Here is a 22,985-nt window from a genome sequence, read left to right as displayed (position 1 = left end):
AGTTAGATCTACTAGCTTTGTTGAGCCCTTTAATGCCCATTTTTGTGTCGATGCCTGTGCTAATGATTTATGCATAGTAAATTATTCTACAAAACTACTCTCAAAAGACTATGAAGTAGTGTGTGATGATGCTTTATATTTTTCAACTTTCTTTGAAATATGTATAAAGTTTAATAAAGATATTGATTTACCCGAAAAGTGTTTTTATGATTCAATTCATTCTGTTAAGTAATTTTTTTTACATTAAAAAGGATATTCTCAAACTACATTGAGAATATCCTTTATATTAATATTTATAAATTATCTAACTGGTCTATCTAACGGTATATTTTTAATTTTTCCAATTGGTTTAACATTAAAGTTTGATCTATATTCTGTTTCTGCCCAGAATATATTATCAGCAACTAATGCTTCTGGATTTAAATCAACACCATCTAATATTATTTCTTTAAATTTATGGTATCCAGCTCTATCAATTAAATGTCCTCCATGTAAGTACTCAGGCTTATAATCTAATGCCCAAGCAGAGAACTTTTGCCAATTACCAAATATGCCAAGTACAACTTCTTCTGTTGCAAAGTTTACGAATGTTTTACCCATTCTCGGAGTTTGCTTACCTGTTCTTCCTCCAATAACTATTCTGTAATACTTTTCTGGCTTTCTTGTCCATGCACTTGCAGGGCATGCAAGAACACATTCTCCACAACCAACACAACAACATGCATCTTTATCTATTAATCCCTTATCATTTAAGCTAAGTACTCTAGTTGCATGATGTTCACATGCCTTAGCACAAGCTCCACATCCTATACATCTTTCAGGATGATATTCCATTCTTGCTTGTCCTATAACTCCAAAATCTTGGAAGTGACCTTTAGCACAGTCATTTGGACATCCTGATACTGAAACTTTAATATGATAATGTGATGGGAATACTAACTTTTCAATTTTATCTGCTAATATTTTTGTATTAGCATTTCCCTTTATACAATGTGAATTACCAATACATGCCATAACATTTCTAGCACCTATTGTTGGATATCCAAAGTCATCAACTTCCATATCACAACGACAGCCATCAACTTCAACTGTCTTAATATAATTCTTAATAAAAGCATTTACTTTTTCTATACTTTCGTATTTAATACCTGGTATGTTAAAAGTTTGTCTCATACCAACGTGGAATGATCCATTTCCCCAAGTTTCTGCTATCTCTTGAACTGTTGATAAATACTTAGCACTTACAAGTCCTCCAGGTATACGCATTTGAAGCATAAATTCTCCTGGCACTTTAGATTGACGATAGCAGTTAAGTCTTACTTTTTTAATATCTATATCATGATTCATATACAACACTCCCTAATCTAATAATGTTTTTGCTTTAGTATAGTTAAATACTGGTCCTTCAAGACAAACATAAGTTTCATTAACTCTACAATGTCCACATTTTCCAACTGCACATGACATCTTTCTTTCAAAAGAAACCCATATCTTTTCTTCTGGAACTCCAAGTTTTAAGAAATCAAGAGCTGTAAAATGCATCATTACAGGTGGTCCAACTATTATAACTTCATAGTTATCTTTAAAGCTCTTTATAGGTAGTTTATCTAAATGAGTTGTAACTAAACCTGTGCTCCATCCTTCTTTTTCTCCATTATCTAGAGTGTATATTGTATTGAACTTTTCTTTCCATTGTTGTAGTTCATTCTTAAATAATATTCCATTTTCATCTTTAAATCCAATTACTAAGTTTAAGCTTTCTACGAAATTATCTTCGTTATAGAACTTATTTATCATACTTCTTACAGGTGCAACTCCTGTTCCACCAGCTACAATTATAATATTCTTTCCTTTAAACTTTTTAAGTGGCCAACCCACTCCATAAGATCCTCTTAGGAACATTGTATCTCCAGGTTGTAAGCTAAATATACAATCAGTAACTTTACCAACAGCTCTTATTGTAAAATCTAAGTATCCATCACCAAATCCACTAACTGAAATTGGAGCTTCACCTATTTTCGGTACTGATAATTGTAAAAATTGACCGTGTTCAACTTTTATATCTGTCTTTACTCTAAATGTATATTCTGATTTAGTTTCTTTAGTAACGCTAATTATTTCACATGCTTTAGGTGTTAATATATTTTCCATCTACATATCCTCCATTATTTCTTCTACTGCTTTTGTTACCTTATTTATTGTTGCGGTAAATGAAATAGCTTCAGGGCATCTATCTGTACATCTTCCACACCCAACACACATATTTTCTCCAAATTTTTCTTTATAATCATGTATTTTATGAAGAACTTTATATCTCATTCTATCAGCTACAGTATTTCTGAAGCTATGACCTCCAGCCATTTCATCGAAGCCTTCAATTTGACAAGAAGCTTGTACTCTTCTTCTTTCTCCAATTTTTCCATTTTCATCATAAACTATGTCTCTTGTTGTATAGCATGTGCAAGTGCTGCATGCAACAGTACAACTTCCACATCCTATACATCTTTTATTATATTCTTCCCACATAGGATGTTTTTTTAATTTATTTAAAACTTCAACATTTTGTATATCTGGAAGTTTTACTTCTGCTTTGTTTTTCTTTATGAATTCAAGATTAAATGGTTCTTGCTTTTCATCTTTGAAGTAACTTTCAAACTCCTCATCGTTTACATTAAGTAAAAGACCGTCCTTTAAAAATCTAACTGCTAAACTGTAGTTATCTGTTTCATTAGTTCCCATTGTTGTACAAAAGCATGTATCAAAACCTTCAACACATTCCATACATACAAATTTCACTCTGTCTCTAACGCCTTTGTAGAATGAATCTTCAAAGTCTCCATTTTCTAAGTATATTTTATCTTGTCTTTTTTGAGCATTTATATCGCAAGGTCTCGCGAATATTAGTATTTTCTTGTTATGAACTGGCTTACTTTCACGGAATTCATCTTCTGTAAAGTAATATAATGTTTGGCTAATAGGTGTGATAACTTCCTTTGCTGGATATGTAGATTTCTCTTTATAGACTATGTCTTCAACTGATGTTATCTCTGCATATTTAACAACATCTGTATCTGAATAACGTCCTTGTTTACTAAATTTTTTTGGTGCATAAATTTTGTACTCTTTTCTTAACTCTTCTAAAAGCTTATTAGCTTTATCAAATTCTAACTTATATCCCATATAAAATCCTCCTATTTTTCGTAAATTTAATAAGATTACACTTTGATAATACTCCTCTAAATTTCATAATTCAAATCTCTTTTTTTTATGATTACATAGGTATTTACTTATATAAAAAACACCTAAAATTATGGCAAAATTCAACCCTTTTATTTGCCATAATTTTAGGTTTAGCAATCATTTTTTAACTTATTGATATCATTTGTTAACGTTTCAATTTTCTTTAACATAATATTAATACATTGTTTCATTTCTGCAAGTTCTTTTTCTTTATTTCCACTATTTTTGCTTGATTCATTATCATTTGAATTATTATTACAATAATTATTACCAATATTTTTATTTTTAACATTATAGTATAATCCAGGGCCATTTTGAAAATATTGTTGCTGTGCATTATATGTTAATATTACTTGACCTAATAATTCAAACCAATTCCCAATAGCATTTTGAATATTAAATGGAAGATTACTTGATATAATATGTCCTACAAGTTCCGCTGTAAGCGGAAATATATTAGGATTTAAATCTTGAAATCCTCCATTAATATCATTACAACCTTCTTCACTAGTATTAGAGTTTTGAAAATCAAAGGCTGCTCCAAACTGCTTCATAAATTCCTCAAAATTTTCTGTTTCGCTAAAGCCCATATTTTCTCCTTGAAGCATTGTTTACTTATAATAATATTCAAATACGTTATTACTCGTTACTTTAATGTATCTTCAAAATTTTTCACTGCTTCTCCAATATTATTAGAATTTAAAATTGCAGTTATAACGGCAACTCCATCTAATACTGACTTAAGTTCATCTGTGATATTTGAGGTATTAATTCCTCCTATCCCGTATACAGGTAATTTAACATTATCTTTTATTTCCTTTAAAGCATCCATACTTATAACACTTGTATCTTTAGTATCTGTACTATATATAGCACCACAGCCTAAATAATCAGCACTATCTTCAAATGCCTTCTTACTTTCTTCTAATGTTTTTGTTGATACTCCAATTATTTTATTATCTCCAAGTAAATTTCTTGCCACTTTGCAATCCATATCATCTTGTCCTAAGTGAACTCCATGTGCATTAACTGCAAGTGCTACATCAACTCTATCATTAACTAAAAATATAGCATTATATTTTTCACATAACTTAAGTAGTAAATTAGCTCTTTCACACATAATCTTTGTATCAACATTTTTATCTCTATACTGAACGAGCCTTACCCCAAATTTTAATGTTTCTTCTGTTTTTTCCATAAGTTCATCAAAAGGTATTCTATAGTCAGTTACTAAATATACTTTTTTATTATTAAAATTCTTCATAAGTTATCTTTCCTCTTTCTATTATTTCACTATCTTTAATAGATGAAATTTTATCTAATGCTTTATGTTTAAATGAAAGTATACCAAGCCCTTCATTACTCTCCATAGCTATTTCTCCTGAAATATTCATAGTTAAAACTGCCTTGCAAGCTCCAAATATTAAATCATCTGAAAGATTTTTTCCACATTCTACTGCAAGCATTCCACCTAATATACAACCAGTCCCTGTTACTAATGCAAGATTACTTGTACCATTATTTATTCTAATCTCTCTTCTTCCATCTGTTATATAATCTTCTTTTCCTGTAACAACAATTAAGCAATTATTATCCTTAGAATAGTTTCTAAAAGCCTGTCTTAAACCTTCAGTATATTCTGAGTTGTCTAAAGAATCTATTCCAATAAAATCACTTTTAAGTCCTATTATGCTCTTTATTTCAGTTAAATTCCCTTTAATTACTGTAACACCAATTTCTAAAAGCTCCTTTATTAAATCTGTCCTTAACTTACTTACATGAACTCCAACTGGATCTAATACTACTGGAATATTATTCTCTTTTGCAGTTTTAGTTCCAAGTATCATACTATCTTCTTTTTTATAACCCATTGTTCCAATATTGATATGAAGACAATTAGAAATCGTAACACCTTCAACAATTTCTCTAATATCATCAATCATCATTGGTTTACCATTATATGAAAGTATAGTTTGTGCCACATCATTCATTGTTACATTATTCGTTATTGAATCTACTAATGGGCTACTGCACGTCCCTTTATTTGCTCTTTTTAAAATCTCTTTTATATCCATAATCAAATACTCCCTTAATTAAAATTATTCTATTCCAGCTAATTTATATAATTCATAAAAATGATTAGTAGGCCCTACTCCATGTCCAAGTTCTATTCCATGTTCTATAGCCACAGTTATGTATCTTTTGCCTTCTTTTACTGCATCTTGGATATTCATTCCTTTTGCAAGATTTGCAGCTATTGCAGATGATAGTGTACATCCTGTTCCATGAGTGTTTTTACTATTTATTCTCTCTTGACTATAATAAGTAAAGTTTTCTCCATCGTATAAAAGGTCTGTTGCATCATCTTCTAAGTGACCACCCTTAACTAATACATACTTTGGTCCAAGTTCCTTAAGCTTTATTGCAGCCTCCTTCATATCTTCTAAAGTCTTAATTTCTACGCCTAATATTTCTTCTGCTTCTGGAAGATTTGGTGTAATTAAAGTTGCTATAGGAAATAATTCCTCAATTAAAGTATCCTTTGCATCTTCTGATAATAATTTAAACCCACTTTTTGAAACCATAACTGGATCAACTACTATTTTTTTAACATCTGAAACTTCTTTCAACGCTTGTCCTATAGCTTTAATTGACTCAATCTTTGAAACCATACCTATCTTTACAGCATCTACCCTAATATCATCAAATATAACTCTTATTTGATCTCTTATCATATCCTCATTTATATCTTGAATTCCAAAAACACCTTTTGTATTCTGTGCAGTAATCGCAGTAATTACACTCATTCCAAATACTCCATTTGCTGAGAAACTTTTTAAATCTGCCTGAATTCCAGCTCCTCCTGAACAATCTGATCCTGCAATTGTTAATGCTCTAAACATAATTATCATCCTTTCAACTAAATATTTTTTTCTTTTTTAATACTCTTTTGTTATTAATCCCAAGTGTCTCTTTTATAATTGGAATACTTACAAGCGTATATGCCAAAATTGACCCAACTATACAGCTTGATAAAAATGGTGCTACATATAAGAATACTGAAGCCTCTTTTCCAAGAACAAGTGTTGCTAGTGGATAAGCTAATACTGCTCCAATTATTCCTGTACCAAATACTTCCCCAAATACTGCTAAAATAGCACTACCAAACTTTTTATAAAGTAATCCTGCAAGTAACGCGCCAACCATACTTCCTGGAAAAGCAAGTATGCTCCCTGTCCCTAATATATTTCTAATAAGTGACGCTATAAAAGCATTCCCTACTGAAAAAGCTGGTCCTAAAGTTATAGCTGATACTACATTTATAAAATGTTGAATAGGTGATACCCTTGCACCTAAAATTGGTATCGAAAATGTACCGCATACTGTTGCTACAGCTATAAGTAATCCACTTAAAGCTAACTTATAAGACATATTTTCTTTCCTCATCATAATATCCCCCTTACGTAAAATTTATAAAAAAAGAGCGTAACCTAATTACGTAAGGTTACGCTCTATCCATCAATATTATTATTCATAAACGAAAGGCATCCCTACGATGGTACTAACCATATCAGGTAATAAGAGTTTAGAAATTTCAATTTCAATCTCAGCCAAAAACTCATGGCTCCCCTAGCTCTATATCTAATTATTTTACTATTTAATTCTATACCATATTTTTAATATAGTCCACAAATTTTAAAATATAATCTAAATTTATAAGGTCATTATTCACAATCTAATAAATTTTTGAAATCGTATTCACATATTGTATATATGTGTTATATTATAACTATAGAGGGAATATAATCTTACATATAACGGAGGCGATTTTATGAGTATATTAAGAAATTATATTGATTTTTTAATTCCAATTATTATGATTATTTTAGGAGGGACATATGTTATAAATCCACCAGACCGTATTAACGAGCACTGTGGATTCAGAAGCGAGCGTTCAATGAAATCTTCTAAAGCTTGGCTATTTGCTAATACTAATTTAGGAAAGCTTTGGGTTATATTTGGAATAATATCTATTTCCCTTATTTTTTTATTAAAAACATTATTTAATCTAACACCTGAAATAATTTCATTAGTTGGATTAACATTCTCAGTAATTTCAATGCTTGCCTCTCTTGCAATTGTAGAGGAAGAATTAAAAATAAAATTCAAAAACTGAAATATGAATTAACTTAAAAAAGATAAGAATATCAAAATTCTTATCTTTTTTATATACTTACTTTAATATTTAGTTATCACCAAAAACTTTTTTCTTAAGTTCAAGCCCTGTTTTTGTAATTGCAATACCACCCATAGCTGTCTCTCTAAGTTCTGGTGGTAGTTGTCTTCCAACCTTATACATAGCAGATACAGTGTCATCAAACGGAATCTTTGATGATACTCCAGCCATTACTAAATCAGCCATGCAAAGAGCACTTATAGCACCTGATGCATTTCTCTTAGCGCATGGTATTTCAACAAGTCCAGCAACTGGATCACATACAAGTCCTAAAATATTTTTAAGAACTATTGCAGCAGCATCTAAGCTCATCTTTGGAGTTCCACCCATTAAGTATACAACTGCAGCTGATCCCATAGCAGCAGCTGATCCACATTCGGCTTGACATCCACCTTCCGCTCCTGAAACTGTTGCATTCATTGCAATAATAGTTCCTACTGCAGCTGATGCAAAAAGAGCCATAACAAGTTCATCTTCTGTCTTATTAAGCTTAGCACCAGCTGATAAAATAACAGCTGGAAGTATTCCACAAGAACCCGCAGTTGGGCAAGCTACTATTCTTCCCATTGATGCATTTACTTCTGATGATGATAAAGCCATCGCCATTGCCATAACTGTTGTAGTGCCAGTTAAAGTTTCACCTTTTTTTAAGTACTCATTTATTTTATATCCGTCTCCTCCAATAAGTCCACTTACTGAGTAAACTTCACTTTCCATACCTTCTGTTGCAGCATCAACCATAACCTTTAAAGTTGTTTTCATCTTCTTAATTACAGCTTCTCTATCTTGACCTGACTTTTCCATTTCACTCTCTATAGCATATTCACTTAAAGATATCCCTCTATTTTCACAGATTCTTACAAGTTCTTCTCCACTTCTTGCAACCATTATTCTTCACCTTCCTTTACAGGGTTTACCATAATAACTCTTGTTATATGTTCTGTGTCTTTTATTTTATTTATTGTCTCGCGGTCTATACCATGGTCTAATTCAAAAACCATATTAGCACCTTGTCCTCTTTGCTTTCTAAATACACTCATAAATGCAATATTTATTCCTCTTTCATAAAGAAGGTTAGTTACTTTAGATACAACACCTGGGACATCTTTTTGAGCAATTATAAGAGTTGGATAATCTCCTGTAAATTCAACTTTATTACCGTTTACTTCAGTAATTTTAATGCTTCCACCACCAATTGAAGATCCTACAACTTCTCTTCTTTCATTTGATTTTGTAATCATATCAAATTTTACAGTGTTTGGATGTACATCCCCTAAATCAACTTCAGCAAAAGCAAATTGCAAACCTTTTTCTTTAGCAATTTCTAGAGCATCTCTTAATCTTTTATCACTTGGTTCCATTCCAAGAATTCCAGCAACTAAAGCTCTATCTGTACCATGACCTTTATAAGTTTTTGCAAATGATCCATGAAGATAAAAAGTTACTTTAACAACTTCATCTCCAGCAACTGATCTTGCAACCTTCCCAAGTCTTGCAGCACCTGCTGTATGTGAACTAGATGGTCCAATCATAATTGGCCCAAGAATATCAAAAACACCTACATTATTCATATACCTCACCTTATCCTCTGTGCAAATTTTGTCTAAGTATAGTTTAATCCATTACATATACTTTTATCAATATATGTTTTGAATATGAACAAGAATTTATTTTTAAGTTTTAGTTTAAATGTTGTTAATTAAGTGTTCATACAATGGTGTTATATTTAATTTACTAAATAATGTTAAAGTTTAAAGGAGGATACAAAAATGGATTGGTTTTTAGTTATTGAAATTGCCTTTATAGTTCTTTATTCCTTTGCTATGCTAAAGAATTATTTTAAAAGATCTGCTTTAAAGAAAGAAGGTCCTTTTGTCGTAATACGAAATTATAATTTATCATTTATAATAACTTTATTTCTTTTATTAGTTATAGGTCTTATTTATATAATTTCTATAAATGAAGGAACTCTTCTTGATAAGATTTTATTCGTTATTATAATATTAATTTTTGTTTTAAACACATTTGTAAATTCAGAAATATTGCTTACACATAGCTCCTTTTACTATATGTATTACAATGTTCCATATACAGATATTAAATCTGTTATATTTAAAGAAAAATCAAAAAATAGTTATTTACTAAAATTAGAATTTGATAAAACTACATTCAACTTTTCAATAAATAAATTATCTGCTGATGATTTCTACGAAGTTCTAAAAAATCGTAAGATAAAAGTAGAACGAATCTAAAATTATAGGGCAAAAAAATAGAAAAATCTAAAAATATAATTATATTTTTAGATTTTTCTTATTTTTACTTTAATGTAATTCCACCGTGATTGCTTGTTCCTTCAAATAAATTTTTATAGAAATTATCAAATCCATCATCATTCATAGCAATTTCTAATTCGTCATTAACATAAAACTTATTCATAGTTGAAGTTATTAATTCAAATTTCTTTATATTACTTTCTTCAAGTAATACATTATAAAGATATGCTAAATGATTTTGCATATATTCTTGTATGTTACGCATTTCTTCATCATTTATTTTGCCGTCTTTATATAAATCTTTAATAGGTCCATTTCTAAATATAAAGTAAGCTGATGCCTTTGTTATATTCTTTATGTAATCTTGAACTTCTTTATTTTCCACTATTTACACACCTCTTATTTTAATATTATATTTTAATTTAACTACATTTAATTGAAATACTCAAGTTAAATGGATAATTTAGAAGTTTATTCTTTTATGTAAAATTTACATTTTATTCATACCATTATCTTTTTTTATCTATACAATAATTAGTACATAACTTTTAAGGAGGACTTAACACATATGAAAAATTTTTCATTAATATTAAATATATTAATCGTTCTAACACTTCTATTTCTAATCGGTAAGGCAATATACATTGAACGTACTTGCAAGAAAACATCTAATAAAACAGATAAGTTTGCTATCTTTTCTGGTATTACTTTAGTAAACATAGGACTACTAATTCTTGCTTTTGCCTATATAACTGCAAATAATATTAATCTTTTCTCAATGAAGTACATATTTATATTACTAATATTAATAATGATAGTATTCCAAGCTTTCGCTTCATCAAGATTAGTATTATTTAATAAAGGCTTATTATGTATGGGACAATATTTAGATTCAAAAAACATAAATAAAGTTTTAATTAGAGAAGGTCGTTTTGCATCTACTGTTGTTATTGAAGGTAAAGGTGACTCATTCAATTTCAGGATAGGTAAAAAACGTACTGATTTATTATCTAAATCATTAAGAGAAAATCGTGTAAATGTAAAAATGTGCGGTTAAATCTTAAAGGTGAGCTTAATTAAAAGCTCACCTTTTTTTGATTTAAAACATTCTATTAATAATATCTTTAGTTAATTGTTCACACACTGTAAACAATTAACTAAAAAAAATTTGCTATTATATAATTGAATAATTATGAAAGGGGGAGATTCATGTGAGTGGAATGCACATATTTGAAATAGCTCTACTTGTAGCTGTAATTTTCTTTGTTGGAAGAAGCTTTTATATTGAGTCACATCATAAAAAGAAAGGTCCTTATATTAAAATAGGTGTTTATTCAGGAGCTGCTATTTTTAACGTTATGCTCGTTTTATTTATTTTAGTTGCTGGTATGATTTCTATAAAAAATTCAGGTGGTACATTACTAGATGTATCAAGTATATACATTTTGATTCCTATATTATTTATAATTTATCAAACAGTTTTATCTTTAAGATTTACATTTTGCCAAGATGGTGTTTGTTATTTAGGACAATTTTATAGTTATAAACAATTAAAAACTGTCCAAATAGTACCAGTTAAAGATAAATTTAATGTTATTATATTTACTAATAAAGCAACTCTTTCATTTAAAGTAAATAAGAACAATAAGTTCCTTGTTGAAGAAGCTTTCAAAAAATATAGAATAAAAATAACTAAACTATAATATTATAAAAAGCCTAAAATGTATAATTGCATTTTAGGCTTTTTTTACAATCTAATATTTATAGAAACAACTTCCTCCAATAAACTCACGTAATATTGAGTTTTCTGGAACTTTATCCATTGGTATTTCTTTAAAGAAATTTAAAAATGATATTAGTCGTCTTGCTTCATTATAAATTGGACTATCTTTTTCTATTTTAGTTAGCTCTTTTAATGCATATGGTTTTAGTACGCAAAGTTCATAAACTAATGTTGAGTTAAACATTTCATCTGCCTCTTCTTGGTAGATGAAAATATTTTTTCTCTCTCCTCTTTTAATTGATGGCCACATCTTTAATGTTTCTTCCCCACCATAACCTCTTGATAAAAAATCTCTAACTATCCTTCTAATCTTTCTTACATCAGTTGTTGGTATTCTATTATGATTATCTAAGTTAAGTTGTGTTAATGCTGATATATAAACCTTATACTTGAATTCCTCTCCTATTGCTGCTGTTAAAATAGGATTTAGAGCATGTATTCCTTCAACAATAAGAACACCATTTTGAGGTAGTCTAACTTTATGTCCAAGCCATTCTCTCTTCCCTTTCATAAAGTTATAAGTTGGAATTTCAACCTTTTCTCCTTCTAAAAGCTTTTCTAAATGATCATTTAAAGTTTCTAAATCTAATGAATATATAGATTCAAAATCATAATCACCATTTTCATCTCTAGGGCTAAGCTCTCTATCTATAAAGTAATCATCTAAACTAAGAGGTATTGGTTGGAATCCATTTACCCTAAGTTGAATACTTAATCTATTTGCAAAAGTTGTTTTACCTGATGACGATGGTCCTGCAATAAGAATAATTTTAACACCTTTTTTATTTGTAATATTATCTGCAATATTTGCAAACTTCTTTTCATGAAGTGCCTCTGAAACTAATATTACATCTTTAAGATCATTTTCCATAATCTTTTCATTAAGTGTTCCAACATCACTGATTCCAAGTATATTAAGCCATCTTTCTGTCTCATAAAAAACATTAGAAAGTCTCTTTTGCTCTTTATAAGGTGGAATGCTATTTAAGTCTTCCTTTCTTGGACATCTTAAAATAAATCCTGAATCATAATACATAAGGTCCCATGCTTTTATAACACCGGTACTGTATGCCATTTGACCATAGAAATAATCATATCTTCCATCTAATTCATAAAGTTTTACAGTATCAAAATCCATATAAGTTAAAAGCTTAACCTTATCTTCCATATTATATTTTTCAAATACTTCTATTGCTTCATTTTTAGATACTTGTATTTTATTAATAGGTAAATTTTTATCTATTAGTTCTTTCATTCTAACTTTTATATTTTTAACATCCTCTTCATTTAGAACTTTTTCTTTATGAATTTCACCAAAAAGCCCCTTGCTAATAGAATGTTCTATTGTTATCTTAGAATCTTCAAACAAATCAAGTGCTGCCTTTATAAATATAAATTGAAGTGTTCTTGTATAAACATTAATTCCTTCATCACTATTAAAATGTACTCTTTTAAGCTTTCCATCCTCTGGTACTTCTCTTATAAGCTCGTAATACTCACCATTTAATGTACAAAGAGCAATATTATTAATATCCTCTTTGTAATACATCTCTATAATATCTTTAAATGTACTTCCCTTTTCTATTGAAATTATTTTGCCATCCTCAAGAGTTATATTTAAATTCATAACTTTACCTTGCTCCTCTCTTACATATAAATTCTTTAACTTACTTTTATTATATTTCTTTTTAACCTTTTTTAAAACCTATGAAATATAATCTATCTTTGAATAGAATTGTACAATTCTACAAATATTATTTACTAGAGAGGTGTTTAAAAATGTTTGTTGTTTGTATAAGAACTACTATACTTTATATTTTAGTAGTTTTAGTAATGAGACTTATGGGAAAACGTCAAGTAGGCGAACTTCAGCCTTATGAATTCGTAATTACTATAATGATTTCTGACTTAGCTTCACTACCAATGCAAGATAGTAGGCTACCATTGTTACTCGGAATTATTCCAATATTAACTCTTTTATTTCTTAAAATTTTACTTTCTCAACTTCAACTAAAATGTCAGTTTGCAAGAAGAGTTGTTGAAGGAGAACCATCAATTTTAATTTATAAAAGTAAAATTAATTATAATTCGCTTAAAAGTCAGCAAATTAATATAGATGAACTTATGGAAGAAATGAGGCTTTCAGGATATTTTAATTTAGACGAGATTAATTATGCTATTCTTGAAACAAATGGCCATATATCATTTTTACCTATGGAAAATAATGAAATTTTAAGTAAAGAAAGTATTCAAAAAAAAGATAATTCAAAATCAAATGAATTACATCTTCCTAAAATTCTAGTATCTGATGGAAAGATAAATAAAAATCCATTAACTAAAGTTAATAAAAATAAAGATTGGATATATAAACAATTGAAAGATAACGGTATTGATGATATTAAAAAAGTTCTTATTGCCATGTATGATACAAATGGAAATTTCAAGGTACAACTTTACGATAAATATTCAAAGGAGCAACAGTAATGAAGAATACAGTACTATCAATAATTTTATTTTTAACAGTTATTGGATTTGTTTTTTTTGCTCATAACGAACTTATCAATCTTTGTGATACAATTTCTGCAGATAGTGAAAAAATTGAAGAATTATTAAATGAAAACAATTGGGATAAAGCTTATGCTGATTCTGTTGTATTATTAGAATTGTTAAGAAACGAATCATTTATTTCTTCTATGTACACTAACCATGTAGAACTTGACCAATTAGTTGACAATACTGTTTTATTAACAGTTAACATAAAATGTAAAACTAAAAACGATGCTCTAGCAGCCCTCCATGTTGTAAAATATAATGCAGCTAGAATTAAAGAACTTCAAAGTCCTAAAATAAGAAACATCTTATAAAAAATGTCTGCTATAAATATTTATAGCAGACACTTTTTATTTATACTTATTGTTTTGGTACAAAACTTGAACATTCAGTACTAGAATTCTGTCCTTCTATATCAACATAATTTGATACGCATCTTTCATTCTCATTGTACATGCAGTTTGCAGCTGCACAACTTATTGCCATATTGGGATTTATTGATTGCTCTAAGCTTGATAATGATCCTTCTTTTTCATCAAAACTATTACAATTAGTTGAACTAGATGTTTTAGCATGACAACCTCCTACATCTATTGATTGTAAACAACAATGATTTTCTTTGTTATGAGAACATTCTCCTACTCCACAACTTAATGTAGCCATAATTAATCACTCCTTTTAATATATCTTTACTTCTTTATTATTTGTTAAACTACATATTTTAACCCTAAAATTTATAACAATTATTATGTATATTTTTTGCTATTTATTGCATATTATACATTAATTCTTTGTTTTTTAAATTTTTATGCATTTATACTTGCATAATTATACTTTAAGTAGTATAATCTTTTTTATCTTAGTAATTATTGTAAATATTTTTTAAAATTAAGGGGGCTATATTATGAAAAATTATAAAAAAGTTGTATTAGCATATTCAGGAGGCCTTGATACGTCCATTATAATTCCATGGCTTAAAGAAACTTATGGGGTGGAAGAAGTAATTGCAGTTGCTTGCAACGTAGGACAAAAAGATGAACTTTCTGGACTTGAAGAGAAAGCATTAAACTCTGGGGCATCAAAAATATATATTGAAGATCTAACAGAAGAATTTGTTAATGAATATATATTTGAAACAATTAAAGCATCTGCTGTATACGAAGGTAAATACCTTTTAGGAACATCATTTGCAAGACCATTAATGGGTAAAAGACTCGTAGAAATAGCTAAAGAAAATGGGGCCTTAGCTATTTGTCACGGTTGTACTGGTAAAGGAAATGATCAAGTGAGATTCGAACTTGCAATAAAAGCATTTGCACCTGAAATGGATATAATTGCACCTTGGAGAATATGGGATATAAAATCTCGTGAAGAAGAAATCGCATATGCTAAGGAACGAAATATTCCGCTTAATATAACACCAGAAACAAATTATAGTAAAGACAAAAATATATGGCACTTAAGCCATGAAGGACTAGACCTTGAAGATCCTAAAAATGAACCAGATTACAAAAAAATATTAGAACTTTCTAAAACATTAGAAGATGCAAAAGATGAACCAACTTATATAACACTTGGATTTAATAAAGGAGTTGCAGTTTCATTAAATGGACAAACTTTACCTGGCGTAGAACTTTTAGAAAAACTTAATGAAATTGGTGGTAAAAATGCCATTGGGATAATCGATATGGTTGAAAATAGACTTGTTGGTATGAAATCAAGAGGTGTTTATGAAACTCCAGGTGGAACAATTCTTTATGAAGCACATTCACTTTTAGAATCATTATGCCTTGATAAAGAAACAGCACACTACAAAGAGATGATAGCTTTAAAATTTGCAGATATAGTTTATAACGGCCAGTGGTACACTCCTCTTAGAGAAGCTCTTTCCTCCTTTGTAAACAAAACTCAAGAAAATGTAACTGGTGATGTTAAGCTTAAATTATATAAAGGAAATATAATAAATGCAGGAATAACTTCTCCATACTCACTATATAACGAGGACTTTGCTACCTTTGGCGAAGATGATGTTTATAATCAAAATGATTCAGCAGGATTTATAAATCTATTTGGACTACCTATTACAGTAAAAGCTATGATGGAAAAGTCCTTATCAAATAATTAATTGTAAGGAGCTAAATATTATGAAACTTTGGGGCGGACGATTTAAAGAAGGAACTAATAAAGATGTTAATGATTTTAACTCATCCATTAGAATAGATCAACGAATGTATAAAGAAGATATTTTAGGAAGTATAGCTCACGTTAGAATGTTAAAAAAGCAAAATATAATTCCTAAGTCTTCATGTATTAAAATTGAAGATGGTTTAAATGAGTTATTAAAAAGATTAGACAATGATGTTATTGATATAGATGAATCCTCAGAGGATATTCATAGTTTTATTGAGGGACTTTTAACTTACTATATTGGTGATGATGGGAAGATGCTTCATACTGGAAGAAGTAGAAACGATCAAGTTACTTTAGACCTTAAACTTTATTTAAAAGGCTATGTTCCTATGATAATTAATGACTTAGTATCACTATTAAAAGTAATCTATGTAAAAGCTAATGAGAATATCGACACTATTATGCCTGGCTATACTCATCTTCAAAAGGCACAGCCGATTACATTTTCACATCATATTTTAGCTTATGCTGAAATGTTTAAGCGTGATATTTCAAGAATTAAAGATTATTTAATTAGATTAGATGAAATGCCTTTAGGTAGTGGCGCACTTGCTACTTCAACTTATCCAATTGATAGATGCTTTGTAGCAAAAGAACTTTCATTTAAGAAAGTAACTTTAAATAGCATAGACTCGGTATCAGATAGAGATTACGTTATAGAACTTCTATCCGTACTATCAATAATTATGATGCATCTTTCAAGATTCTCTGAAGAAGTAATTCTTTGGTGTACTAATGAATTTAACTTTGTAGAACTATCAGATGAATACAGTACAGGCAGTAGTATTATGCCTCAGAAGAAGAATCCTGATGTTGCAGAACTAGTTCGTGGTAAGACTGGTAGAGTTTATGGAGACTTAATAACACTTCTTACAGTAATGAAAGGACTACCTCTTGCATATAACAAAGATATGCAAGAAGATAAGGAAGCTTTATTTGATGCATTAGATACAGTAAAAATTTCTATTACTACATTCACTGGAATGATAAATACTATGAAGCTACATGAAGATATTATGAGAGATGGTGCAGAGCTTGGATTTACAAATGCAACTGATCTTGCTGATTACTTAGTTAAAAAAGGCGTTCCTTTTAGAGAAGCACATGGAATAGTTGGGGAATCTGTTCTGTACTGCATAAAGGAAAATAAAGGTTTAAGTGATTTAACAATTCAAGAACTTAAAAACTTTTCTCATGTTTTTGAAGAAGATGTTTATAACGCTATAAATCTTTTAACTTGTGTAAATGAACGAAATGTAATTGGTGGTCCTGGTAAAGATTCAATATTAACTCAGCTAAAGTTTTTAGAAAGCTTTATAAAGGAGCATGAATTAATTAACTTAGATTTAAAATAATCATATATGCAAAAGGGGGTTATATTTATGATTAAAGTTGGGATAATTGGGGCAACTGGATATGTAGGAGCAGAGCTTACGCGGCTCCTCCTTTCACATCCTAAAGTATCACTTTATAAAATTAGCTCTGTTAGCTATAAAGGTAATAAAATTAGTGATATTTATAAAAACTTTTATAACAAAACTGACTTAGTATGTGAAGATATAGATGAGGTTATAAATAACTGTGATGTTATATTTACCGCTCTTCCCCATGGACTAAGTGAAGATATTGTATACAAAGCTTTTACTAAAGGAAAACTTTCAATTGATCTAGGGGCTGATTTTAGATTAGATAATGAAGACTCTTATAAAAAATGGTACGGAAAATCATATAGTAAAAAATCACTTCATGAAATTAGTATTTATGGACTACCTGAAATGAATAGAGACAAAATTAAAAACTCTAAAGTAATTGGTAATCCTGGCTGCTATCCAACATCTATTGAACTTGCTCTTCTTCCACTACTTAAAAATTCATTAATAGAAACAAAAAAAATAATCTGTGACTCAAAATCTGGCACTACTGGAGCTGGAAGAGGCTTAACTGATTCATCACACTTCACTTCTGTTAATGAAAACTTTGGTCCATATAGCATTGGATCGCATAGACATATACCTGAAATAGAAGAAACTTTAACTAAAGCTTCCTCACCTACTAATGATGTAACTGTTATATTTACACCTCACCTACTTCCGATAAATCGTGGAATACTCTCAACTATATACTGTACTTTAAAAAACCCTTTAACTTCCACTCTAAAAAAAATTCACGAAATTTATAATGAATTCTATAAAAATGAGCCTTTTGTAAATGTTCTTCCTCTTTATTCAACAGCAAAAATACAAGATGTTACATTTTCAAATCATTGCAATATATCTCTTCATATTAATCATAGAAAAGATGAACTTATTATTATAAGTACTATTGATAATATGATAAAAGGTGCAAGCGGACAAGCAATTCAAAATATGAATATAGCTTTAGGCTTTGAAGAAACTTGTGGTCTAAACTTTATTCCTCCTGCGTTCTAATTAATATTAACTTTTATACTTTCCAATAAAAAAGGGGGCTTTTTAAATGGAATTTTTAGAAAATGGAAGTATAACTTCCCCAGAAGGTTTCTATTCTTCTGGTATACATGTTGGCCTTAAAAAATCAAAAAAAGACTTAGCACTCATATATTCAAGCACACTAGGTACGGCAGCTGGTGTGTATACAAAAAACGCGGTGAAAGGAGCTCCTCTATTTATAACTAAAGATCATCTTAAAGATAATAAAGCTCAAGCAATATTAATAAATAGCGGTAATGCAAATACATTAAATGGAGAAAATGGACTTAAAAATGCTAAAAAGATGGCTATAACCTGTGGAAATACACTTAAGATAAATCCAAGTAATGTATTAGTTGCTTCAACTGGAGTAATTGGTGTTCCATTAAATATAGAACTAATAACCTCTAATATGGATTCTCTTGTTTCTTCACTTAGTTCTAACTCTAATGATGCAGCATCTGCAATTTTAACAACTGATACTTTTACAAAAGAATGTGCTATTAAATTTTATATAGATGATAAAGAAATAACTATAGGATCTATTTCTAAAGGATCAGGAATGATTGAACCTAATATGGGAACAATGCTTTCCTTTATAACGACTGACCTTTCAATAAGTAATGTTCTTCTAAATGAAGCATTAAAAGAAAGTGTAAATATAAGTTACAACAGGGTTTCAGTTGATGGTGATACAAGTACTAATGATATGGTATTAATAATTGCAAACGGACAAGCAAAAAATGAAATTATAAATAAAAAAGATGAAAACTATTATAAGTTTTTAAATGCATTAAATACATTAAATTTAACTCAAGCTAAACGAATAGCAAGTGATGGTGAAGGCGCAACAAAACTTATATGCTGTACTGTCTTACATGGGTCATCTATAAAGTCTGCAGAACTTATTTCAAAAAGTGTAATTAATTCTTCTTTAGTTAAAGCAGCTATGTTTGGTAGCGATCCAAACTTTGGTAGAATACTTTGCGCTCTTGGTTATAGCAATGGAGATTTTGATCTAAATTTAGTTGATGTATATTTTAAATCAACTTCAGAGATTAAAGTTTGCGAAAATGGTTCCGCTTTAGACTTCTCTGAAGATAAAGCTATAAATATATTAAATTCTCCTGAAGTAACTATAATTATTGATTTAAAAATAGGTGACTTTGAAGTTACAACCTTTGGCTGTGATTTAAGTTATGATTATGTAAAAATAAATGCTGAATATCGAAGTTAAAGGAGTGAAATTTTTATGAGTTCAAAGGATTCATTAAGGGGGGATATATTAGTTAATTCCCTTCCCTACATCCAAAAACATTATGGTAAAACAATCGTTATTAAATATGGTGGAAATGCTATGCTTTCAGATTCTTTAAGAGAGTCTGTTATTAAAGATATTATACTTTTAAAGTGCGTCGGCATTAACCCTGTAGTCGTTCATGGTGGAGGTCCTCACATATCTGAATTTCTTAACAAATTAAATATCCAAAGTAAATTCATTAATGGACTTAGATATACAGATAATGAAACTATTGAACTAGTTCAAATGGTTCTTGCCGGAAAAGTGAATAAAGATCTAGTTAGTTTATTCCAAAAAAAAGGCGGAAAAGCTATAGGCCTTTGCGGAATGGATGGAGCATTAATTGAAGCTACAAAATATGAATCATCAGAAGACCTAGGTAATGTTGGGGAAATTACAACTATAAATAATAACCTACTCGATATGGCATTAAATTCAGATTACATTCCTGTAGTTGGAAGTATCGCACTATCATCTGATGGAAATAGTGTATATAACATTAATGCTGATACATGCGCCTCAAAAATAGCAGCTTCTTTAAAAGCTGAAAAACTAATACTTCTAACTGATGTTAAAGGAGTTATGCTTGACCAAAATGATCCTAATACTTTTATATCCAAGCTTAGACTTCATGAAATACCAAAACTTACTCAAGATGAGATTATAAAATCTGGAATGATTCCAAAAATTGATTGCTGCGTTGAAGCAATTAGGATGGGAGTAAATAGAGCTCATATTATTGATGGCACTGTTAAAAATGCTCTTCTTCTTGAACTATTTTCAGATGATGGTATTGGTACAATGATTTATTAAGAAAGGATATGATATTTATGGACTATTTAAATAATTCTCTAATGAATACTTACTCACCTTTTGAAGTAATATTTACAAAAGGTTCTGGGACTTATCTTTATGATAATTTAAACAACAAATATTTAGACTTTACAAGTGGAATAGGTGTTAATTCACTAGGTTATTGTGATAAAGACTTAACTGAAACTATAATAGAACAAGCTAAAAATTTGCTTCACACTTCTAATATTTTTTTAAATGATAAAAATACTGTATTATCAAACAAATTATGTTCTATTTCTAAAATGAGTAAAATATGTTTCCAAAACTCTGGAGCTGAAGCAAATGAAGGTGCAATAAAACTAGCAAGGAAATATAGTTATGACAAATATGAAACCGATAAAAGAAGTACTATATTAACATTAGAAAATTCTTTCCATGGAAGAACTTTAAGTACATTAAAAGCAACGGGCCAAGAAAAATTTCACAAATACTTCCACCCATTCCCTGAAGGATTTAAATATACTAAGGCTAACGATATTGTAAAGTTAAAGAAATCACTTACTGCAGATGTTTGTGCCATAATGATTGAAGCTATTCAAGGTGAGGGTGGCGTTAATCCCTTATCTCAAGAATTTGTCCATGAAATTTTCAAACTTTGTAGTGAAAAAGATATATTAGTTATATTTGATGAAGTCCAATGTGGAATAGGTAGAACTGGATTGGCCTTTGGCTATAATCACTTTAATGTTTCTCCTGATATAGTAACAGTTGCAAAAGGTCTTGGTTCTGGACTTCCAATTGGCGCATTTATGTGTAATGAGAAATTAAAAGATGTATTTTCACCGGGTGACCACGGTACAACCTTTGGTGGTAATCCCCTTTGTTCATCCGCAGCTTTAACTGTTTCTAACAAAGTATTAAATGAAGATTTCTTGTTAGATGTATCAAAAAAAGGTGAATTACTTTCATCTATATTAAAAAATTATAAAAGTAACCACATAAAAGAAGTACGTGGAAAAGGTCTAATGATTGGAATAGAAACTAATTTAAATAGCAGCGAAATACAAAAAAAAGCTTTAGATAAAGGTCTTCTTGTATTAACTGCTGGTAGAAATGTAATAAGACTTCTTCCTCCACTTACTATAAGCTATGAAGAAATTAAAATTGGGGCTAATATTCTATTAGACTTAATAGGATAAATAAAGGAGGGCTATTTATGAAAAAAGATTTGCTAACTATGAAATCACTTTCTAAAGATGAAATACTTGAAATACTCAACCTTGGGGATCAACTAAAATATGAAAAAAACCATGGTATACCACATAAATTACTTAAAGGAAAAACTTTAGGTATGATATTTGAAAAGGCATCTACTCGTACTAGAGTTTCCTTTGAAGTTGGTATGAATGATCTTGGTGGCTATCCATTATTTTTAAGTTCTAACGACCTTCAAATTGGTCGTGGTGAACCAATTTGCGATACAGCAAGAGTTTTATCTAGATATATAGACGCGATAATGATTAGAACATTCTCTCAAGATGAAGTTAATGACCTTTCAAAGTATTCAACTATTCCAATAATAAATGGGCTTACTGATTTAGAACATCCATGTCAAGTACTAGCAGATTTAATGACAATACGTGAATATAAGAATTCCTTTGAAGGGCTTAAAGTTTGTTATATTGGAGATGGTAACAATATGGCTCATTCTTTAATGGTTGGTTGCCTTAAAGTCTGTATGAACTTTTCTGTTGCATGTCCAAAAGATTATTCACCTTTAGATGATTATATTGAATATTCAAAGGAACTAGCTTCTTTAAACAAAGTTAACTTTGAATTTACAACTTCACCTAAAGAGGCAATTATAGATGCTGATGTTGTTATAACTGATGTTTGGGCTAGCATGGGGCAAGAGTCTGAAAGTAACAAAAGAAAAGAAGCCTTCAAAGGCTTCTGTGTGGATTCAAATCTTATGAACTATGCAAAAGATGATGCTATAGTTCTTCACTGCTTGCCTGCTCATAGAGGCGAAGAAATAACTAGTGAAATACTAGATAGATACTCTCCTTCTATATTTGATGAAGCTGAAAATAGACTTCATGCACAAAAAGCAGTATTAGTTAAGCTAATGAGTTAAATTTTGTATAAGTGCAAATATATAGTGAATTTA

General features: G+C 29.5%; 27 protein-coding genes and 1 riboswitch. Of the genes, 14 read left to right on the top strand and 13 right to left on the bottom strand.

Going from position 1 to position 22,985, the window contains the following annotated elements:
• Positions 1 to 232, top strand: a 232-nt coding sequence (locus tag RSF37_RS07730) for a hypothetical protein (protein WP_332563827.1), incomplete at its 5' end; no start/stop codon positions are given.
• 68 nt (positions 233 to 300) lie between these two features.
• On the opposite strand, the gene asrC is transcribed toward RSF37_RS07730, so the two are convergent.
• From asrC to thiW, 8 genes are all read right to left on the bottom strand, one after another.
• Positions 301 to 1,347, bottom strand: a complete 1,047-nt coding sequence (gene asrC / locus RSF37_RS07725; RefSeq protein ID WP_332563826.1) for a sulfite reductase subunit C — start codon at positions 1,345 to 1,347, stop codon at positions 301 to 303.
• 12 nt (positions 1,348 to 1,359) lie between these two features.
• Positions 1,360 to 2,151, bottom strand: coding sequence for an anaerobic sulfite reductase subunit AsrB (gene asrB, locus RSF37_RS07720; RefSeq protein ID WP_332563825.1), 792 nt, complete (start codon positions 2,149 to 2,151; stop codon positions 1,360 to 1,362).
• Positions 2,152 to 3,180 carry an anaerobic sulfite reductase subunit AsrA gene (gene asrA, locus RSF37_RS07715; RefSeq protein ID WP_332563824.1) on the bottom strand — a complete coding sequence of 343 codons (1,029 nt, stop codon included), beginning with the start codon at positions 3,178 to 3,180 and terminating at the stop codon, positions 2,152 to 2,154.
• Positions 3,181 to 3,350: 170 nt separating this feature from the next.
• The gene (locus tag RSF37_RS07710; protein ID WP_332563823.1) at positions 3,351 to 3,830 is read right to left on the bottom strand and encodes a hypothetical protein; all 480 of its coding nucleotides are present in this window, start codon (positions 3,828 to 3,830) and stop codon (positions 3,351 to 3,353) included.
• Between the two features lie 56 nt (positions 3,831 to 3,886).
• The gene (gene thiE / locus RSF37_RS07705) at positions 3,887 to 4,504 is read right to left on the bottom strand and encodes a thiamine phosphate synthase (RefSeq protein ID WP_332563822.1); all 618 of its coding nucleotides are present in this window, start codon (positions 4,502 to 4,504) and stop codon (positions 3,887 to 3,889) included.
• Positions 4,491 to 5,315, bottom strand: coding sequence for a hydroxyethylthiazole kinase (gene thiM, locus RSF37_RS07700; protein WP_332563821.1), 825 nt, complete (start codon positions 5,313 to 5,315; stop codon positions 4,491 to 4,493). The genes thiE and thiM overlap by 14 nt, the downstream gene beginning before the upstream one ends.
• Before the next feature lie 24 nt (positions 5,316 to 5,339).
• Positions 5,340 to 6,143 carry a bifunctional hydroxymethylpyrimidine kinase/phosphomethylpyrimidine kinase gene (gene thiD / locus RSF37_RS07695; protein ID WP_332563820.1) on the bottom strand — a complete coding sequence of 268 codons (804 nt, stop codon included), beginning with the start codon at positions 6,141 to 6,143 and terminating at the stop codon, positions 5,340 to 5,342.
• A 13-nt stretch (positions 6,144 to 6,156) separates the two neighbouring features.
• Complete coding sequence (gene thiW / locus RSF37_RS07690) at positions 6,157 to 6,687, bottom strand: energy coupling factor transporter S component ThiW (protein ID WP_332563829.1); 531 nt, start codon at positions 6,685 to 6,687, stop codon at positions 6,157 to 6,159.
• An 84-nt stretch (positions 6,688 to 6,771) separates the two neighbouring features.
• Positions 6,772 to 6,882: riboswitch (TPP riboswitch) on the bottom strand.
• A 190-nt stretch (positions 6,883 to 7,072) separates the two neighbouring features.
• Here thiW and RSF37_RS07685 point away from each other — a divergent pair.
• Positions 7,073 to 7,417, top strand: coding sequence for an SdpI family protein (locus tag RSF37_RS07685; protein ID WP_332563819.1), 345 nt, complete (start codon positions 7,073 to 7,075; stop codon positions 7,415 to 7,417).
• Between the two features lie 69 nt (positions 7,418 to 7,486).
• Here RSF37_RS07685 and sdaAA read toward each other — a convergent pair whose 3' ends face one another.
• Positions 7,487 to 8,365, bottom strand: coding sequence for an L-serine ammonia-lyase, iron-sulfur-dependent, subunit alpha (sdaAA, locus tag RSF37_RS07680; protein ID WP_332563818.1), 879 nt, complete (start codon positions 8,363 to 8,365; stop codon positions 7,487 to 7,489).
• Positions 8,365 to 9,048, bottom strand: coding sequence for an L-serine ammonia-lyase, iron-sulfur-dependent subunit beta (sdaAB, locus tag RSF37_RS07675; protein ID WP_332563817.1), 684 nt, complete (start codon positions 9,046 to 9,048; stop codon positions 8,365 to 8,367). The genes sdaAA and sdaAB overlap by 1 nt, the downstream gene beginning before the upstream one ends.
• A 198-nt stretch (positions 9,049 to 9,246) precedes the next feature.
• Between sdaAB and RSF37_RS07670 the strand changes: the two genes are divergently transcribed.
• Positions 9,247 to 9,729, top strand: a complete 483-nt coding sequence (locus RSF37_RS07670) for a hypothetical protein (protein WP_332563816.1) — start codon at positions 9,247 to 9,249, stop codon at positions 9,727 to 9,729.
• A gap of 64 nt (positions 9,730 to 9,793) precedes the next feature.
• Here the strand turns inward: RSF37_RS07670 and RSF37_RS07665 are convergent, their stop codons facing one another.
• Positions 9,794 to 10,135: a hypothetical protein gene (locus RSF37_RS07665; protein ID WP_332563815.1), complete on the bottom strand. Its 342-nt coding sequence runs from the start codon at positions 10,133 to 10,135 to the stop codon at positions 9,794 to 9,796.
• A 183-nt stretch (positions 10,136 to 10,318) separates the two neighbouring features.
• Between RSF37_RS07665 and RSF37_RS07660 the strand changes: the two genes are divergently transcribed.
• A complete protein-coding gene (locus RSF37_RS07660) occupies positions 10,319 to 10,807 on the top strand; it encodes a hypothetical protein (RefSeq protein ID WP_332563814.1) in 489 nt (162 codons plus the stop codon).
• A gap of 154 nt (positions 10,808 to 10,961) precedes the next feature.
• Positions 10,962 to 11,453 (top strand): hypothetical protein, encoded by a 492-nt coding sequence (locus RSF37_RS07655; protein ID WP_332563813.1) that lies wholly within the window; start codon positions 10,962 to 10,964, stop codon positions 11,451 to 11,453.
• A gap of 51 nt (positions 11,454 to 11,504) precedes the next feature.
• On the opposite strand, the gene RSF37_RS07650 is transcribed toward RSF37_RS07655, so the two are convergent.
• Complete coding sequence (locus tag RSF37_RS07650) at positions 11,505 to 13,160, bottom strand: nucleoside kinase (protein ID WP_332563812.1); 1,656 nt, start codon at positions 13,158 to 13,160, stop codon at positions 11,505 to 11,507.
• Positions 13,161 to 13,312: 152 nt separating this feature from the next.
• Here RSF37_RS07650 and RSF37_RS07645 point away from each other — a divergent pair, with 152 nt between their 5' ends.
• Both RSF37_RS07645 and RSF37_RS07640 read left to right on the top strand, forming a co-directional pair.
• The gene (locus tag RSF37_RS07645) at positions 13,313 to 14,017 is read left to right on the top strand and encodes a DUF421 domain-containing protein (protein ID WP_332563811.1); all 705 of its coding nucleotides are present in this window, start codon (positions 13,313 to 13,315) and stop codon (positions 14,015 to 14,017) included.
• Positions 14,017 to 14,397 (top strand): DUF4363 family protein, encoded by a 381-nt coding sequence (locus RSF37_RS07640; protein WP_332563810.1) that lies wholly within the window; start codon positions 14,017 to 14,019, stop codon positions 14,395 to 14,397. The genes RSF37_RS07645 and RSF37_RS07640 overlap by 1 nt, the downstream gene beginning before the upstream one ends.
• 46 nt (positions 14,398 to 14,443) lie before the next feature.
• Here RSF37_RS07640 and RSF37_RS07635 read toward each other — a convergent pair whose 3' ends face one another.
• A complete protein-coding gene (locus RSF37_RS07635; protein ID WP_332563809.1) occupies positions 14,444 to 14,746 on the bottom strand; it encodes a DUF1540 domain-containing protein in 303 nt (100 codons plus the stop codon).
• A 241-nt stretch (positions 14,747 to 14,987) separates the two neighbouring features.
• On the opposite strand from RSF37_RS07635, the gene RSF37_RS07630 reads away from it, so the two are divergent.
• From RSF37_RS07630 to argF, 7 genes are read left to right on the top strand one after another with little or no spacing between them, the layout of a single operon-like run.
• Positions 14,988 to 16,208, top strand: coding sequence for an argininosuccinate synthase (locus tag RSF37_RS07630; protein ID WP_332563808.1), 1,221 nt, complete (start codon positions 14,988 to 14,990; stop codon positions 16,206 to 16,208).
• A 19-nt stretch (positions 16,209 to 16,227) separates the two neighbouring features.
• Positions 16,228 to 17,628, top strand: coding sequence for an argininosuccinate lyase (gene argH / locus RSF37_RS07625; RefSeq protein WP_332563807.1), 1,401 nt, complete (start codon positions 16,228 to 16,230; stop codon positions 17,626 to 17,628).
• Positions 17,629 to 17,655: 27 nt separating this feature from the next.
• Complete coding sequence (gene argC / locus RSF37_RS07620) at positions 17,656 to 18,702, top strand: N-acetyl-gamma-glutamyl-phosphate reductase (RefSeq protein WP_332563806.1); 1,047 nt, start codon at positions 17,656 to 17,658, stop codon at positions 18,700 to 18,702.
• 46 nt (positions 18,703 to 18,748) lie between these two features.
• Positions 18,749 to 19,957, top strand: a complete 1,209-nt coding sequence (gene argJ / locus RSF37_RS07615) for a bifunctional glutamate N-acetyltransferase/amino-acid acetyltransferase ArgJ (RefSeq protein WP_332563805.1) — start codon at positions 18,749 to 18,751, stop codon at positions 19,955 to 19,957.
• A 15-nt stretch (positions 19,958 to 19,972) separates the two neighbouring features.
• Positions 19,973 to 20,833, top strand: coding sequence for an acetylglutamate kinase (gene argB, locus RSF37_RS07610; RefSeq protein WP_332563804.1), 861 nt, complete (start codon positions 19,973 to 19,975; stop codon positions 20,831 to 20,833).
• A 17-nt stretch (positions 20,834 to 20,850) separates the two neighbouring features.
• Positions 20,851 to 22,014: an aspartate aminotransferase family protein gene (locus RSF37_RS07605; RefSeq protein ID WP_332563803.1), complete on the top strand. Its 1,164-nt coding sequence runs from the start codon at positions 20,851 to 20,853 to the stop codon at positions 22,012 to 22,014.
• Between the two features lie 17 nt (positions 22,015 to 22,031).
• Positions 22,032 to 22,952, top strand: coding sequence for an ornithine carbamoyltransferase (gene argF, locus RSF37_RS07600; protein ID WP_332563802.1), 921 nt, complete (start codon positions 22,032 to 22,034; stop codon positions 22,950 to 22,952).
• Positions 22,953 to 22,985 lie beyond the last annotated feature (33 nt).

Origin of the sequence: Clostridium sp. (assembly GCF_036643715.1) — a bacterium.
Lineage (GTDB): Bacteria > Bacillota > Clostridia > Clostridiales > Clostridiaceae > Clostridium.
This window is presented reverse-complemented; position numbering and strand designations above follow the sequence as displayed.

Excerpts from the sequence above, each read along its gene's own strand:
- asrC (WP_332563826.1), bottom strand. The coding sequence starts at position 1,347 with ATGAATCATGATATAGATATTAAAAAAGTAAGACTTAACTGCTATCGT.
- asrB (WP_332563825.1), bottom strand. The coding sequence starts at position 2,151 with ATGGAAAATATATTAACACCTAAAGCATGTGAAATAATTAGCGTTACT.
- asrA (WP_332563824.1), bottom strand. The coding sequence starts at position 3,180 with ATGGGATATAAGTTAGAATTTGATAAAGCTAATAAGCTTTTAGAAGAG.
- RSF37_RS07710 (WP_332563823.1), bottom strand. The coding sequence starts at position 3,830 with ATGGGCTTTAGCGAAACAGAAAATTTTGAGGAATTTATGAAGCAGTTT.
- thiE (WP_332563822.1), bottom strand. The coding sequence starts at position 4,504 with ATGAAGAATTTTAATAATAAAAAAGTATATTTAGTAACTGACTATAGA.
- thiM (WP_332563821.1), bottom strand. The coding sequence starts at position 5,315 with ATGGATATAAAAGAGATTTTAAAAAGAGCAAATAAAGGGACGTGCAGT.
- thiD (WP_332563820.1), bottom strand. The coding sequence starts at position 6,143 with ATGTTTAGAGCATTAACAATTGCAGGATCAGATTGTTCAGGAGGAGCT.
- thiW (WP_332563829.1), bottom strand. The coding sequence starts at position 6,687 with ATGAGGAAAGAAAATATGTCTTATAAGTTAGCTTTAAGTGGATTACTT.
- RSF37_RS07685 (WP_332563819.1), top strand. The coding sequence starts at position 7,073 with ATGAGTATATTAAGAAATTATATTGATTTTTTAATTCCAATTATTATG.
- sdaAA (WP_332563818.1), bottom strand. The coding sequence starts at position 8,365 with ATGGTTGCAAGAAGTGGAGAAGAACTTGTAAGAATCTGTGAAAATAGA.
- sdaAB (WP_332563817.1), bottom strand. The coding sequence starts at position 9,048 with ATGAATAATGTAGGTGTTTTTGATATTCTTGGGCCAATTATGATTGGA.
- RSF37_RS07670 (WP_332563816.1), top strand. The coding sequence starts at position 9,247 with ATGGATTGGTTTTTAGTTATTGAAATTGCCTTTATAGTTCTTTATTCC.
- RSF37_RS07660 (WP_332563814.1), top strand. The coding sequence starts at position 10,319 with ATGAAAAATTTTTCATTAATATTAAATATATTAATCGTTCTAACACTT.
- RSF37_RS07650 (WP_332563812.1), bottom strand. The coding sequence starts at position 13,160 with ATGAATTTAAATATAACTCTTGAGGATGGCAAAATAATTTCAATAGAA.
- RSF37_RS07645 (WP_332563811.1), top strand. The coding sequence starts at position 13,313 with ATGTTTGTTGTTTGTATAAGAACTACTATACTTTATATTTTAGTAGTT.
- RSF37_RS07640 (WP_332563810.1), top strand. The coding sequence starts at position 14,017 with ATGAAGAATACAGTACTATCAATAATTTTATTTTTAACAGTTATTGGA.
- RSF37_RS07635 (WP_332563809.1), bottom strand. The coding sequence starts at position 14,746 with ATGGCTACATTAAGTTGTGGAGTAGGAGAATGTTCTCATAACAAAGAA.
- RSF37_RS07630 (WP_332563808.1), top strand. The coding sequence starts at position 14,988 with ATGAAAAATTATAAAAAAGTTGTATTAGCATATTCAGGAGGCCTTGAT.
- argH (WP_332563807.1), top strand. The coding sequence starts at position 16,228 with ATGAAACTTTGGGGCGGACGATTTAAAGAAGGAACTAATAAAGATGTT.
- argC (WP_332563806.1), top strand. The coding sequence starts at position 17,656 with ATGATTAAAGTTGGGATAATTGGGGCAACTGGATATGTAGGAGCAGAG.
- argJ (WP_332563805.1), top strand. The coding sequence starts at position 18,749 with ATGGAATTTTTAGAAAATGGAAGTATAACTTCCCCAGAAGGTTTCTAT.
- argB (WP_332563804.1), top strand. The coding sequence starts at position 19,973 with ATGAGTTCAAAGGATTCATTAAGGGGGGATATATTAGTTAATTCCCTT.
- RSF37_RS07605 (WP_332563803.1), top strand. The coding sequence starts at position 20,851 with ATGGACTATTTAAATAATTCTCTAATGAATACTTACTCACCTTTTGAA.
- argF (WP_332563802.1), top strand. The coding sequence starts at position 22,032 with ATGAAAAAAGATTTGCTAACTATGAAATCACTTTCTAAAGATGAAATA.